Here is a 15778-nt window from a genome sequence, read left to right on the forward strand (position 1 = left end):
GTTTCTCACTTATTATTGTGCTGTGCTCTCTTGAGCAACTGCACTCTCTTCTTGAAGTTTATCCTCTGCTTTTTCCAGATTATGGTTGCGACCTAGCATTAACATACATGGCGTCAGTACCAATGTAAGCACGGTCGCAAACGCCAAGCCACCCGCGACTGCGGTCGCCAATTGAGACCACCACTGCGTACTTGGTGCACCGAACTCAATCTTCTGGTTGATAAGGTCGATGTTCATCTCGAGCACCATAGGCAACAAACCGAGAATGGTGGTGACTGTTGTCAGCAATACTGGCCTTAAACGCTGAACACCAGTACGAAGAATCGCCTCTTGCTTACTTAAACCGCGGCGCAGTAATTGGTTAAACGTATCGATCAATACGATGTTGTTGTTAACCACGATACCCGCCAGCGCAATCACCCCGATACCCGACATAATAATGCCAAACGGTTTTTGGAAGATCAGTAAGCCTGCAAATACCCCAACTGTTGAGAACAATACCGCACTCAAAATCAAGAAGGCCTGATAGAAGCTATTGAACTGCGTAATGAGGATCAATGCCATCACCGCCAAAGCAATCAAAAATGCTTTCTGCAAGAAGGCTGACGAATTGTTCTGCTCTTCATTTTGCCCCCTGATCTTAAACTCAACACCGCTTGGTAAATCCAGTTCAGACAAAGCTTTCTCAATATTTGGCAGCTCAAGTGCTAAGTTGTAGCCCTCTTTCATGTCTGCCATGATACTGATAATACGCTGACCATCGACGCGGTGAATCGTGTCCTGCTTGGTTTCAGGTACAATGCTCGCGAAGTTGGTGATAGGGACTAAACCAGCTGGGGTTTTTACTCTCAACTGATCAAAGCGCCCGATGTCTCGCTTCTCTGTTGGATAACGAACCAAAATATCGACTTCTTCGTTCGCATCATCAGGTAAGTAATCACCTATCTTAAGTCCGTTTGTTACAAACTGAACGGTGTTACCAACCAAGGTCGCATCAGCTGCAAATCGAGAAGCGTCATCGCGTCGAATATCAATTTGCCAATCAATACCTTCTTTACTGGAGTTATCGCTCAAGTTAGTGAAGATCGGATTGTTGTCCGCCCATTTACGTACCTGTTTCGCTGCTGCATCTAGGTTGTCTGGCGTGGTTGAGCTCATCTCAATCACGAGATCATGCTCAACCGGAGGCCCTGCATCAGGGAATTTATATTCGATCTCCACACCAGCAAATTTACTGGTCGTTTCTTCCAGCTCTTCGATGATGGTTTTCACTTTACGACGATACTGCCAATCAACAGGGGTAATTTGGATCTGACCGATCTCTTCCTTACCCCCGTTTTGGTGTAGACGCTTTCAAACTCATCATGCCCCAGCATCACTTGCTCGATATCGCGCATAATGACGTCTTTTTCATTGATCGATAGATCACCATAAGAGCGTACTTTCACAGTGAAAAATGGCGGATCAACTTCTGGGAAGAACTCAGCACCCAAGCCAGCTTTGCTGTAGGTAAAGCCGACTCCAACCGCCATCAATATCGCTAACATCAATATTTTCAGCGGGTGCTTAATAGCAATCGCTAGCGTGTGGTAGTAGAGCTTAGTAATTCCGGTTGCTTTAGTGAAGTCGCCTTCATGCAAGGCCACCATTTTTGCTCGATTCTGAGGATTAACGTTCTGTGGTTTACCAATTAGGCCACCCAGCACCGGAACAAACAGCAGTGCCATGACTAATGATGCTGCCAACGTCGCAATCAAGGTGAGTGGCAAGTACTTCATGAACTCACCAGTAATATCCGGCCAGAAAAGTAATGGTGCAAACGCCGCTAAAGTAGTGGCCGTTGAAGCGGTGATCGGCCATGCCATTCGTTTCGCCGCATCTCGATACGCTTCACGCCTAGGTGTGCCCTCTTGCATCCGTCTATCTGCAAACTCGGTCACTACAATGGCACCATCCACCAGCATGCCCACCGCCATGATCAAAGAGAAAAGCACAACGATATTGACGGTCAGTCCAAATACAGACAGCACCAGAAGACCGGTTAAGAACGAGCCGGGAATCGAGATCCCCACTAACAAGGCCGTTCTCACACCAAGAATCGCGATAATTACGATCACCACGAGGATAATGGCTGACAAAATGTTGTTTTGTAGATCATTGAGCATGATCTTCACGTCATCAGATTGGTCCCATGTGTATTTCACCAAAAGGTTATTCGGCCAGTCTGGTAACTTCTGAGCTTCATTAATTACCGCTTTCACAAGTTCCACGGTTTCAATGATGTTCTCACCCGCGCGCTTTTTCACATCGAGGACGACAGCGGTTTTTCCGTCTAGACGAGCAAAGCTTTCCGGATCGCGAAACGCACGTCTAACCGTGGCGACATCACCAAAGGTAATTACCTGCTTACCATCAACTTTGATCGGCAGCTCTAGCACATCTTTAAGTGAATCAAAAACTGAAGGTACTTTGACAGAGAAGCGGCCATAGCCTGTATCGACAAAGCCCGCCGCCACGACGCGGTTGTTTAACGCAATAAGGTTATAGATATCGCCTTGATCTAAACCATAACTTTCCATAAGTAGTGGATCGACAATGATTTCAACAATATCTTCGCGGTCACCAGCAATGTCCACTTCCAGAACTTGTCGGTAACTTTCCAGTTTATCTCGTAGTTTGCGAGCAATAAGTACGTTGGTACGTTCAGGGACCGTACCGTATAGCACAACCGACAAAACAGGCTCTTCAGAGGCAAACGTCACCTCATTAACGGTAGGTTCGTCACTGTCCGCTGGCAGCTTAGGTTTGGCCAGATCAACAGCGTCTCGAACATCAGCCATGGCTTTGTTCAAATCGACACCAACAGAGAATTCAAGCACAACAGACGCATGACCTTCTGAGGCCGTCGCTGTCATCTCTTTTACGCCTTCAATGGAACGCAACTCTTGTTCTATTGGCCTAACGAGTAAGCGTTCTGCATCAGTTGGGGATATCCCTTGGTGACTGACCGATACATAGATCACTGGAATGGTAATGTCTGGGCTCGACTCTTTAGGAATCGTGACATAAGTGACGGCGCCGGCAATTAATATCATCAGCAACAACGTCAGCATGGTCCGCGTGCGCGATAGCGCCGCATCAATCAGTGTGAACATTTATCACACCTCCTAGTTGTTTAATTGCTGTGATGCGCGATCTTGCTCAACCGCGACAACTTTATCACCGTGTCGAACAAAGCCTTGCCCGACAGTGATGATGCTCACTTGATCACCGAGACCAGAGAGCCAAACACCGTCTTGCTCAGCTTTTACTAACTGAATTGGTATGAACTCGACGAAATCGTCTTGCAGAGTTTTAACGCCTAAGTTGCCTTCTTCATCCAGTGCCAGCATTGCAGGTGTTACTTTCACTGCCATTTGCTCTTGGAGATCCAAAGTCACTTCGGTGCTGATACCCGCTGGGATTTTGCGTTCTGGATTTGCCACTTCAATTTCAATTGGGAAGGTGTTGGTCGACTCCGAAGAGATACGCGACATGTAGCGAACTTTGCCTGTTACGGTTTGGTCATTAATAAAGCGAACTGTCGCCTCTTGTCCATTCGCAATGTACTGAATGTGTCTTTCACTCACGTCCGCTTCAATCACGAGCTTACTTAAATCGATCACAGTTGCGACTGGATCGCCGATGCCAACATAATCGCCTAACTCGATGAACAGGTGGTCAACATAGCCCTCGAATGGTGCGCGAACCACAGTATTACGCAGAGACAATTTTGCGTTGCTCACCCCTGCTTTTGCTTCTGCTAAAGCAGCCTGAGCTGTGGCGTAAGCCACCTCACCTTGTAAGCCACGGCTCTTCAAAGATTCCGCCGCTTTAAACTCTTTCTGTTTCACTTGGAGCATCGCTTGCGCACGCTCTAATTGGATGTTGAGATCGCCTTTATCAATCTGGGCAATATGCTGACCTTTCTTAACGAATTCACCTTTGCTCACTTTAAGATCGATAATTTTCCCGCTGAATTCAGCACCTAATCGCGCCTGTTTGTCTGGTGCAGTGCGGCCATAAAGATCAATAGAGCGGAAAGTTGGCTGGGACGCAAAAGTTTCAAAAGCAACTTTAGCGAGAGGAACGGATTCTTCTGACGTTGAAGTGTTTTCTTCTTGTGCATTGGTACTCCCCATCCCTAGCCAAAGAGCGAGTAGAAGCACAAGAATAAGAGAGACTAAATATGGACGAGCGGAAAAGAACCCGATCGGAGAGTACTTTGACATAACAATCCCTTGTATTCGTTTCGTCAATGTTCATCATTGACTCTAACTTTTTTTATTATGAACACTTACCCTATACAATAAGTGCTCATAAATAAAATGAACTTATGGGGGATATTACGCCAGTCTCACTTTTTTGGATTAGTGAGAGTAGGGAAAATATTGATTAAACGCTGAAAGATGCGCCACAACCGCAAGTTGTTGTTGCATTTGGATTGTTTACAAAGAAACGAGCACCTTCTAGGCCCTCTGTGTAATCAACCACACCACCAACAAGGTACTGCAGACTCATAGGGTCAACCACAAGCGTTACGCCGCTGTTTTCAATTGTGGTGTCGCCTTCATTCACACTTTCATCAAACGTAAAACCGTATTGGAAACCACTACAACCACCACCAGTGATGTAGACGCGCAATTTTAATTCTGGATTCTCTTCCTCAGCGATCAGCGTTCTAACGCGTGTTGCAGCTGCATCCGAAAATGATAGTGGGATATTTACTTCGCTCACGATGACCTCTCTCATTCGTGTCATGCCCAACAGCCGATTGAAGTTGTTGAGTCAAACTTGTTCTAATAATCTGGCGATTATCTAATACCTGACTGTTCCGTTCAAGTATTCGCCGCAAGTTAAGTCAAAATCCGATTTTTTCGCACTTTTTTAGCCGTTTCTGTTCGAAATCTAACCAGAATGTGGCGCAAAACATTCCTAGTTTCGATAGGGATAGGTACAATGCGAGCCAAATTGGTCCTAGCAATCATAAGAGGATACATCCATGACCAAATCAGCAGAGCTTTATGAAAAAGCACAAAACACCATTCCGGGTGGCGTTAACTCGCCAGTTCGTGCTTTTAACGGCGTTGGCGGCTCACCTATTTTTGTTGAGAGAGCCGATGGTCCTCTGATTTTCGATGCTGACGGCAAAGCTACATTGATTACGTTGGTTCTTGGGGTCCTATGATTCTTGGGCACAACCATGCTGTTATTCGTGATGCGGTCATTAATGCTGCACAGCGTGGTTTAAGTTTTGGTGCGCCAACCGAAATGGAAATTCAAATGGCAGAGCTTGTGTCTGAACTTGTCCCTTCAATGGAGCAAGTACGCATGGTGAGCTCTGGCACAGAAGCCACTATGAGCGCTATTCGTCTAGCTCGTGGGTTTACTGGTCGCGATAAGATTCTTAAGTTCGAAGGTTGTTACCACGGCCACGCAGATAGCTTGCTTGTTAAAGCGGGTTCTGGTGCTTTGACATTAGGTCAACCTAGCTCGCCAGGTGTTCCTGCTGACTTTGCAAAGTACACACTCACTGCAACGTTCAACAACCTAGATTCCGTTCGTGAGCTGTTTGCAGCAAACAAGGGGGAAATTGCTTGTATCATTGTTGAACCGGTTGCAGGCAACATGAACTGTATTCCACCTCTAGAAGGTTTCCACGAAGGCCTGCGTGAGATCTGTGATCAAGAAGGCGCACTACTGATTTTTGACGAGGTTATGACAGGCTTCCGCGTTGCATTAGGCGGTGCTCAAGCACACTACAACATTAAGCCAGACCTAACCACTTTGGGTAAAGTCATCGGTGGTGGTATGCCTGTTGGCGCATTTGGTGGCCGTAAAGATGTGATGCAATACATCGCCCCAACCGGCCCGGTTTATCAAGCCGGTACACTATCAGGTAACCCTGTTGCTATGGCGGCTGGTTATGCTTGTTTGAATCTTCTAAAAGAAGAAGGCAATGAAAAACGTCTTGCCGCAAAAACTAAGCAATTGGCAGATGGCTTTAAATCACTTGCAGACAAGCATGGTGTGCCGCTGCAAGTCAATCAAGTGGGTGGCATGTTTGGCTTCTTCTTTACCGAGCAAACAAGCATCACCTGCTACGACGACGTAGCTAAATGCGATATCGACCGCTTCAAGCGCTTCTTCCACTTAATGATTGAACACGGTGTCTACCTTGCTCCATCTGCGTTTGAGGCAAGCTTCACGTCTCTTGCTCATAGCTCTAAAGAGATAGAAGCGACACTAGAAGCCGCAGATCGCTGCTTTGCGATCATAGCGCAAGAAGCTTAGTATCGCCCACATTCAAAAAGGGCTGCCAATGGCAGCCCTTTTTTGTAGCGATAACAGCGAGCTATACCAGCTTTGCCATTGCTAACGACTCGCTTTGCGGTCATTATATCGACACAAACATTTTCTCTGGAACGAAAGCGTGTCGGATAAACTCAAAATTACTCCTAGCCATTGGGTACTTGTCATCGCACTGTTAGCCTCGGCATTTGCCTGCTATTTATTAGTTGCGCCATACATGAACTCCATCGTGATGGCTTTCATCATTTCTTTGTTGATGTTCCCTATCCATCAATGGTTTGAAAAAAAGCTACCCAATCACCCCAACGTCTCATCATTGCTTTCTTGCATCGTGCTCACTTTCATCATCGTTATTCCATTGATGTTTGTGTTTACCGCAATTGTCCAGCAGGGTTCTCACTTCTCACAAAATGCATATCAATGGGTAACACACGGTGGTATCCAAACGATTTTTGATCACCCTTTTGTTGTTAAAGCGTTGTCGTTGGCCAATACCTATCTGCCTTTCGATGAAATTCTCCCAGAAGATATCGCGCAAAAGATCGCTCAGTTTGCAACGTCGTTTGGCACTAACTTAGTTGGTGTGTCCGCTAAGATCCTCGGCGATGCCACCAACTTTTTGATGAGCTTCTTCTTAATGCTGTTTGTTTTGTTCTTCTTACTAAGAGATCACGACAAGATCATTAGCGCCATTCGCCATATTTTGCCTTTGTCGAGAAGCCAAGAAGACAAACTGCTTGATGAGATCGAGAAGGTGTCAAAATCGGCGGTTATGGGATCATTTCTTACCGCGATAGCACAAGGTTTTGCTGGTGGTATCGGTATGTGGTTAGCTGGCTTTCCAGGTCTATTCTGGGGCACGATGATGGGCTTTGCCTCCTTCATCCCTGTTGTCGGTACCGCTTTGATCTGGATTCCAGCCGCACTGTACCTATTCCTCACCGGTGACATTACTTGGGCTATCTTCTTAACGGTATGGTCAGTAGCTATTGTTGGATCAATCGACAATGTGTTGCGCCCATTACTAATGCAAGGTAGCGCCGGCATGAATACCTTAATGATCTTCTTCTCGTTGCTGGGTGGTATTCATCTATTCGGTCTCATTGGCCTAATCTACGGGCCACTTATTTTTGCCATTACTATGGTGCTGTTTAATATGTACGAAGAAGAGTTCAAAGACTTTTTAGACAAACAAGACAACAGTTAATGAGTCGGCGTAGTTCCTTTCAATACTAAACTTCTTCAAGCAAAGGGCAGATTGTGCGAAAATCTGCCCTCTTTTGATCGAACCGAGTCTGTTATGTCTGCTTATATTGCTCCTAGCCAAATCGCCCAACGCCAACTTGAGTATTTCTCAGGTAAGCATGTGCTCGTCGCAGGTGAAGCCGAAGACCTTTTCCCACGTGAGTTAGTTGAGCATTGCGAATCAGTCTCGGTGTTTACCACTAACTATGGTTATTACCGTCAAACTCAAAAGCAATCGAATCTAACGTGTCAATTTGGCGCAGTGTTTGAGGTCGACGAAAGAAAAGAAGCTAAACCAGACCTGATCTTGCTCTACTGGCCAAAAGCGAAAGCAGAAGCCGAGTATTTATTAGCGATGTTACTGGCTAAGCTCGGTGTAAATACTGAAATCGTCGTGGTGGGTGAGAACCGTTCAGGTGTCAAAAGCATCGAGAAGATGTTCAAGGCTTATGGCATTGTCACCAAATACGATTCGGCTCGACGCTGCTCTTTCTATTGGGGACAGTGCACTCAGCAGCCGAAACCTTTTGTACTCGACGATTGGTTCAAATCTTATCAAGTGCAATACAATAACCTGTCGATTCAAGTAAAAAGCTTACCGGGTGTGTTTAGCTACGGCGAGTTTGATGTTGGCAGTAAACTTCTATTGGATACGCTTCCATCATTATCAGGTAAGGTGCTGGATTTCGGCTGTGGCGCAGGGGTGCTCGGTGCAGTCATGGCTAGCCTCAACCCTTCCATTGAACTTGAGATGTGCGATATCAGCGCGCTTGCGGTTGAATCGTCAAAAGAGACATTAAAAGCTAACCAATTAAACGGACGAGTATTTGCCTCGGATGTCTATTCAGATACAGCAAAAGATTATCAGTTTATTGTTAGTAATCCGCCATTTCATGCCGGATTAGATACCAGCTACAGTGCGACTGAAACATTGCTTGCTGATGCTCCAAACCATCAAAGCCAAACTGGCCATCTGTATATTGTGGCCAACAGCTTCTTGAAATACCCTCCTATCATCGAACAGGCATTTGGGCATTGTGAAACTTTAAGCAAGACAAACAAGTTTGCCATCTATCACGCCAGTAAGTGATATCTGTCTACAGTAAGTAATTACTATGCCCAGTAACGCAGAGTTACTGGGCAACTTTCCATCATAAGTCAAATAAAATGCGCCTATGTGCACGATTTGATTAGCACTTGCTTGTCAAAGCGAAAAAACTCGTTAATTTCGTCATTTTGGATACTGCTTTTTCTGATTTGTATTGCAGTCGATGAGTCAAATTTCACGGAAATGACGTAATTACTATGTTCAGGTTTTATCGAAAACAAAAATTCAAACGCCTTCAAAATACGCTGATGTTAGCGTTTTTGGTATTGAGCATTACCCCACTCACCATCATCGCACTTCTGTTTCTTCATTCTCATACTACAGATTTGCAAGAACAGAGCACCTCTCATTTAACCTCTGTACGCGATACCAAACAGCAGCAAATTATCGACTACATGTACGCCAAAGAATCTGAGGTCATGGGCTTTGTGCGCTCAGAACTGGCTTATGCAAGTGCAGGTCGATTCTATGGCATTGTTAATGCCTTCAGAGACCTGGGAACGAGTATTGATGATGCTCGCGAACATGCCCAGCAACGTTATATTCCAGGCTCTGGCGATCAGGTCAAAACATCGGTTTTGCCTCAATCGGATGTTTATAAAGGCAGTGAAAGGTATCGGCTTCTTCACAAACGCTACCACTGGGCATATCTAGAACTCCTCAAACGCTCTGACTTCGACGATATTCTGCTGATTGATCTTTCGGGTAACGTGACTTATTCCATCTTCAAGAACGAAGATTTTGGTACCAATCTACTGACCGGAGAGTACAAAGATAATGTTCTGGGGGATACTTTCCGTCAATTGAAAGATCTGGTTACCGAGCGACGTAAAACCAATCAAGATTATACACCTGTTGTTATTTCCGATTTCTCAGTAACCAATGGTAGACAAGTCGCTTGGCTTGGGGCCCAATCATTCGCCAAGGATATCTACATAGCTACGCGATGTTTAGGCTGCCTAACAACGGTATTACCAAATTGATTGCTGATGGAAACAACAAGAGTTCCTCTTTGCGCACTCTGCTTGTCGGTGATGACAACCGAGTTCGCACGCTCGCCTACTCACAAGAAGAAGCAGACAAGAGTGTTGAAGTTATCGAGCGAGCTCTATCCGGCGAGTCAGAGGTTGGCACCTATACCAATACGATTGGCAAGAAAGTCATCGCAGCGTATGCACCGATCTCAGTTAAAGGATTTAATTGGGCACTAGTGGTTGAAATTCCAGAGAGCGAAGCGTTTGCTCGTGTAAGACAACTGGAGAAGCTGTTTGTATTTGTCATGTTGTGCGCTGTCGTCTTGGTATTCATCTCATCACACTACTTATCGAACTTCATCACATCACCGCTACTGAAATTGACTTGGGCGGCAGAAAAAGTATCTGCGGGTGATCTCGATGAAAGTATGATCAATACCAATCGAAAAGACGAAATTGGAAGGCTCGCTATCAGCTTTGAGCGTATGCAGCGCTCAATTCGAGAGAAGATGCAACTGATCAAGCAGCAAAACAAAGAGCTTGAGAGCAACTTACAGATCATTCAAAAGCAAAATGACGATCTTCAACTTGCCAACAAACTTAAAGATGAGTTCCTAGCAACCACATCGCACGAACTGCGAACGCCTCTGCATGGAATGGTCGGAATAGCAGAAGCTCTAGCTTCTGGGTCCAATGGTGCGATTACCGCCGATCACAAATATCAGCTAGATATCATTATCAGTAGTGGTCAACGCTTAACGACTTTGGTTGATGACTTATTGGATTACCATAAGATGCGTTATGGCAATCTCGATATTCAAACCAGTGCGGTGGATCTATCAAGCGCAACTCGTTTAGTACTAGAGCTGTCTAGTCATTTGTTGGGCAGCAAACCAATCCGCATTATTAACCAAATTGACGATGCAAGCCTATGGGTATGCGCCGATCCGCAGCGAGTCGAACAAGTACTTTATAACCTTGTTGGTAATGCCATCAAATACACCAGTGAAGGTAAAATTGTTATCTCTGCTGACATTGTCGATGACAATATTCGCGTGCAAGTCGTTGATACGGGGCAAGGCATTCCTGCAGAGCAACTCGAACACATTTTCGAGCCACTGATTCAAGCGGGTAGCGATTCTAGCCGCTATCGCCAAGGCGCGGGACTGGGGTTATCAATCAGCCGACAACTGATCGAATTGATGGACGGCAGTTTATACGTGAGCAGCCAACCTATGGTCGGCACAACATTTAGCTTTACTCTTCCAATAGCAAGTGAAGAACAAATCGCTAAAGCGAGCTACAAAGAGAGCAATCACTATCAAGCACCAGAATCGAACGAGCTGGACTTGCCTGATACAAATTCATTACCTGAAAATCCAGATGGCCCACTGCTACTGATCGCTGATGATGAGCCGGTGAACTTACGCGTACTCGACAGTTTCTTGCGTTTGGAAGGCTACCGAGTGAGAACCGCTCACGACGGGCCTGACGCTCTCGAACAAATAGAGAAGGAGAAACCTGAACTTCTACTGCTCGATATCATGATGCCTGGACTCAGTGGTTATCAAGTGTGTGAGCAACTGCGTCAACAGTATGATCACGCGCAGCTACCAATCATTATGCTAACCGCATTAAATCAAACTGATGACCGAGTGCGCGGTTTTGAGGCCGGCGCCAATGACTACTTGTCAAAACCATTTAATAAGCAGGAGCTCGCCGCCCGAATTGTTGCGCACCTGACCGCAAGTAAAGCTGAGCAACGTCGAATCGAAAACCAGCAGTTGCAGTTGGAGCTCAAGCACAGAGCGATGGTAGAGGCCAGCCTACTTGAAACCCAAGGCCGCTTGCTTGAACAACTTGAATCAGCGCCTGAGGCAATCATCTGCATCCGTGACGACAATAAAATTCAGTTTGCTAACCATGCTGCTACCAAGCTGTTCAAACGCAGTCAGGAGCAGCTCAAGCGCTCTAGCGCAGAAGAGCTTATTGCACCGAAGTATCTGAACGTTGAGCAGGCGCATTACTGTGGCAACATCGATATTTACGTTGAAGATGTCAGACAGCACATCTCATCTGACGTTCTGTCTCTGCCTGAAGGCGCTGGATTAAAATCCATGTACATCTTCAATGTCGGAGGTGGAGTCAATGCCGCACGCATTAATAACCTAGAGACCGCAATTGAAGCTTTGTCTAGCTATGCATTTGAAGGCGACAAGAATAAGCTGCAACAACTTAAAGAGCTTGGTGGCGAATTCACTCGGTTGGCAGACAAGGTATCGGGGGAGACCCGTTCTAAGCAAGATATTATGCGTGAAGTGTTAGTAGAATCGATGACGAATGCTTTGGAGTACTGGGAACGAGTCACAGGTCAAACTAAGTTTACCTTTGCTGAACAAAGTGGCTTATGGCGCGTGTATCTGGACCGCAGCACCCTGCAAACCCGAACGCTAGATAAGTACCTAAGAGTGGAAACATTGCCTAAGACGCCTCGCTGGAGAACGGTACTAAGCTCTCTCGATTACATCCTTGAACACTGCCAAGAGCAAGGCCCAGAGCGAACTCATATTGAAGGCTTAAGGGATAAGCTTCAGCACTTGTTGACCAGCTAACAGAACCCCTATCTCGATAAAAAGCGCCTTTTAAAGGCGCTTTTTTTATCTCCCAATTACGCTCTAGTATTTGCGTTTCAATCTATACCACTCCACTCAATTAATTCATCAGCCAAAATAAGCAAATTTGAGGCATTGAATAATGCTGATAAAACCGTAAAAACACTGATTGTTCGTGCCTCTAATCGCGTAATTACCCCATAAAAGTTAGAGATTTAGTCCAGATTGCGAACCGAATCACAACATTTCGGCAGTTTTAAATTAACTCCAAAAATTAACGACAAAACAGCTTAGTGAGTAAGATCTCAAAAATAGAGACCAAACAAAAAAAGTCAGACCCAGAAAGAGCAAAAAAGTAAGTGAACACTTACAAACCAAGACCGAAACGTAGAAAAGTGAGAGGTAGATCAGAGTGCAATAATTGAACGAATATAAAAAAAAAACGGACTTATTAACGTGTTTGACGTCGGTAAGTGACATTTTGACGTTTTTAACGGGAAATGAAATTGCTAAATGGGTCATTAGCGTGTTTTCTTACTCATGCCAAAGGCCTACAGGCCACTCTAGTTTTCTACTTCCTCCGAGTAGAAAACGTTTCAATGAGGTAGGCCTTGGAGAGTGTTTATCAATTGATGACATTCATATCCATTAGTGAAATGAAAGCAAATAGTAAGGAACAGCTATGCTTGCCAAAATTAAAAAAACAGCACTAGCCACTGCAGTAATCGCTACAGCAGCAACAGGTGTAACAGCTCCAGCAATCGCACAAAGTGAGCTAACTATTGTACCGCAGTTCTACCCAACGTTTGTAAGGAACTTCAACCCGTTCCTAGATACAGCGCTTAACACAACTACTGAGTTCATCTACGAGCCTCTAGTTGTTTTCAACCAAATGCACGGTAACGAGCCAGTTATGCGTCTAGCAGAAGACTTCTACATGTCTGATGACTTGATGGAAGTAACTTTCGTTCTGCGTGAAGGTATCAAATGGTCTGACGGTGAAGCAATCACTGCTGATGACATCAAGTTCACAATCGATCTTCTAGCTAAGCAGCCTGAGCTTGACCGTACTGGTGTAAACTCAGTTGTTAAATCTGTTAAGACTGAAGGCGACCGTAAAGTTATCTTCTCTCTAGTAGAAGCAACTTCTAACGCTCCATTCGAGATCACTAAGGTATCTTTCGTTCCTGAGCACATCTGGAGCAAAGTTGATAAGCCAGAAACGTTCTCTAACGAAAACCCTGTAGGTTCTGGTCCTTTCACTGCAATCGACACGTTTACTCCACAGCTATACGTTCAGTGTCGTAACCCTAACTACTGGGACAACGTGAACCTAGAAGTTGACTGTCTACGTCTTCCACAGATCGCTGGTAACGATCAGCTACTAGCTCGCATCATCAACTCTGAGCTAGACTGGACTTCATCGTTCATCCCTGACATCGACAGCACATACGCAGCTGCAAACCCTAACCACAAGTACTGGACTCCAGCGGCGGGTACTCAGTCGTTCATGATGAACTACAAAACGCCAAAAGAAGGTAACAACGAAGCAATCAACAACATTGACTTCCGTCGTGCATTCTCTATGGCTATCGACCGTCAAACTATCGTTGACATCGCGTTCTACGGTATTGGTTTCCCTAACAACTACGCTTCTGGTCTAGGTGACGCTCACAAAGCATGGGCTGATCAAGCGGTTTACAACAAGTACAAAGGCTACAACACGTACAATGTTGCAAACGCTAAAGCTCTTCTAAAAGAAGCAGGCTTTAAAGACACTAACGGTGACGGTTTCGTAGAAACTCCAACTGGTAAAGAAATCAGCTTTGAAATCATCTCGCCAAACGGCTGGACTGACTTCAACAACACTGTACAGCTTGGTGTAGAGCAACTTGCTGAAGTAGGTATTAAAGCAGTTGCACGTACTCCTGACTTCGCGGTTTACAACAAAGCGATGCAAGATGCGACATACGACATCGGCTACACAAACTACTTCCTAGGTGCGGATCCACACCAATACTGGAACGATACTTACAACTCAGCTCTACAAGAAGGTGAAGGTAAGCCACGTTTCGCAATGCACCACTGGAAGAGTGATGAGCTAGACAGCCTGCTAAACAGCTTCTACAAGACAGCAGACCGTCAAGAGCAACTTGAAATTGCACACAGCATCCAGAAGAAAATTGCAGAGAACCAAATCACTATCCCTGTAATGACTGGTGCGTCTAACTTCCAGTACAACACTACTCGTTTCGACGGTTGGTGGAATGAGAACAACCCTAAAGGTCGTCCAATGGTATGGGCTGGCGTTCAGGAGCGTCTACTTCAAGTACTTGATCTAAAACCTAAATCTTAATTTCTAGTTAGTTTGCGGTGCGCGCCTTGCGCACCGCCTTTTCCCCCTTCCTTTATAGAAGCGTATTTATGGCGCCAGTCGTCAGGGGTTTTTTCGTCCAGAAACCAGCCACAGGATAGTCGCTGGCATGGAAAGGTGTGAGTTATGGGATTTTTTCTACGACGTTTATCGTTCTACTTCTTAGCGTTCTTAGTGGCCGCTACGATCAACTTTATTATACCGCGAGCAATGCCAGGTGACCCAGTTACCATGATGTTCGCTAACGCAACTGTTCAGGTAACACCAGAGCGTATCGCCGCAATGACAAAGCTACTTGGCTTTGTAGATGGCCCACTACATGAACAATATTTTACTTACCTGAAAAGTATCTTTAGCTGGAATCTTGGTATTTCAATTCAAACTTACCCACAAACAGTAAATGCTATGCTTGGCAACGCTGTGGGTTGGTCACTGTTCCTTGCGGGTACAGCGGTTGTTCTATCTTTCTGTATCGGTTCGGTATTAGGTATTTTTGCAGCATGGAAGCGCGGCAGCAAATACGACGCGTTTATCTCCCCTGCCATGCTCGTTGTGCAAGCGGTACCGGCCGTAGTTACTGCGATGCTAGCTCTCTATACCTTCGCAATCAGCTTTAAATGGTTCCCGACCAGCTACGCCTATACTCCGGGCCTGATCCCTGATTGGACAAGCTGGGAGTTTTATAAGGATGTTGCTTACCACGCAGTTCTTCCTCTAATTTGTGCAACCATCATTCAGATTGGTGGCTTCCTAATCAGCATGCGTAACAACATGATTAACCTGCTGAACGAAGACTACATTACAATGGCAAAAGGTAAAGGCCTTAGCGAAAACCGCGTTGTCTTCAACTACGCTGCACGTAACGCGATGCTACCGAGTGTAACCGCACTTTCAATGGCTCTTGGTATGGCAATTGGTGGTCAGTTGATTATCGAAATCATCTTTAACTACCCAGGCCTAGGTACTGTTCTTCTTAATGCGATCAACGCTCGTGACTACCAGGTTCTACAAGGTCAGCTACTTATTATGACTCTGTTTATGCTGTTCTTTAACTTCCTAGCAGACTTGTTAATCGTTGTACTGGATCCTCGCCTACGTAAGGGAGGTAAATAAT

At 45.4% G+C, this 15778-nt stretch carries 6 protein-coding genes and 3 pseudogenes; 6 read left to right on the top strand and 3 right to left on the bottom strand.

All coding sequences use genetic code 11. The annotated features are described in order from the left end of the window. Positions 1 to 12: 12 nt before the first annotated feature. The 3 genes and pseudogenes from UA76_RS21070 to erpA form a co-directional block, all read right to left on the bottom strand. Positions 13 to 3155: pseudogene (locus tag UA76_RS21070) on the bottom strand (efflux RND transporter permease subunit). 12 nt (positions 3156 to 3167) lie between these two features. Next, positions 3168 to 4271 (bottom strand): efflux RND transporter periplasmic adaptor subunit, encoded by a 1104-nt coding sequence (locus tag UA76_RS21075; protein ID WP_047049810.1) that lies wholly within the window; start codon positions 4269 to 4271, stop codon positions 3168 to 3170. Between the two features lie 163 nt (positions 4272 to 4434). Next, on the bottom strand, positions 4435 to 4776 hold the full coding sequence (erpA, locus tag UA76_RS21080; RefSeq protein ID WP_047049811.1) for an iron-sulfur cluster insertion protein ErpA: 342 nt from the start codon (positions 4774 to 4776) through the stop codon (positions 4435 to 4437). Between the two features lie 265 nt (positions 4777 to 5041). Here erpA and hemL point away from each other — a divergent pair. The 6 genes and pseudogenes from hemL (at position 5042) to UA76_RS21110 (ending at position 15777) form a co-directional block, all read left to right on the top strand. Further along, a pseudogene (gene hemL, locus UA76_RS21085) lies at positions 5042 to 6333 on the top strand (glutamate-1-semialdehyde 2,1-aminomutase). A gap of 139 nt (positions 6334 to 6472) precedes the next feature. After that, positions 6473 to 7558: an AI-2E family transporter gene (locus UA76_RS21090; protein ID WP_047049812.1), complete on the top strand. Its 1086-nt coding sequence runs from the start codon at positions 6473 to 6475 to the stop codon at positions 7556 to 7558. A gap of 93 nt (positions 7559 to 7651) precedes the next feature. Then, complete coding sequence (gene rsmC / locus UA76_RS21095) at positions 7652 to 8686, top strand: 16S rRNA (guanine(1207)-N(2))-methyltransferase RsmC (RefSeq protein ID WP_047049813.1); 1035 nt, start codon at positions 7652 to 7654, stop codon at positions 8684 to 8686. A 215-nt stretch (positions 8687 to 8901) separates the two neighbouring features. Beyond that, a pseudogene (locus UA76_RS21100) lies at positions 8902 to 12290 on the top strand (response regulator). 682 nt (positions 12291 to 12972) lie between these two features. Further along, on the top strand, positions 12973 to 14646 hold the full coding sequence (locus UA76_RS21105; protein ID WP_047049814.1) for an ABC transporter substrate-binding protein: 1674 nt from the start codon (positions 12973 to 12975) through the stop codon (positions 14644 to 14646). A 144-nt stretch (positions 14647 to 14790) separates the two neighbouring features. Continuing rightward, on the top strand, positions 14791 to 15777 hold the full coding sequence (locus tag UA76_RS21110; RefSeq protein ID WP_047049815.1) for an ABC transporter permease: 987 nt from the start codon (positions 14791 to 14793) through the stop codon (positions 15775 to 15777). The last annotated feature ends 1 nt before the right edge of the window (position 15778 follow it).

The sequence above is a fragment of the Vibrio mexicanus genome, from assembly GCF_001012815.1.
Taxonomy (GTDB): domain Bacteria; phylum Pseudomonadota; class Gammaproteobacteria; order Enterobacterales; family Vibrionaceae; genus Vibrio; species Vibrio mexicanus.

What these genes read in the sequence shown, in the direction of transcription:
- rsmC (WP_047049813.1), top strand. Translation starts at nt 7,652, where the DNA reads ATGTCTGCTTATATTGCTCCTAGCCAAATCGCCCAACGCCAACTTGAG.
- UA76_RS21110 (WP_047049815.1), top strand. Translation starts at nt 14,791, where the DNA reads ATGGGATTTTTTCTACGACGTTTATCGTTCTACTTCTTAGCGTTCTTA.
- UA76_RS21075 (WP_047049810.1), bottom strand. Translation starts at nt 4,271, where the DNA reads ATGTCAAAGTACTCTCCGATCGGGTTCTTTTCCGCTCGTCCATATTTA.
- UA76_RS21105 (WP_047049814.1), top strand. Translation starts at nt 12,973, where the DNA reads ATGCTTGCCAAAATTAAAAAAACAGCACTAGCCACTGCAGTAATCGCT.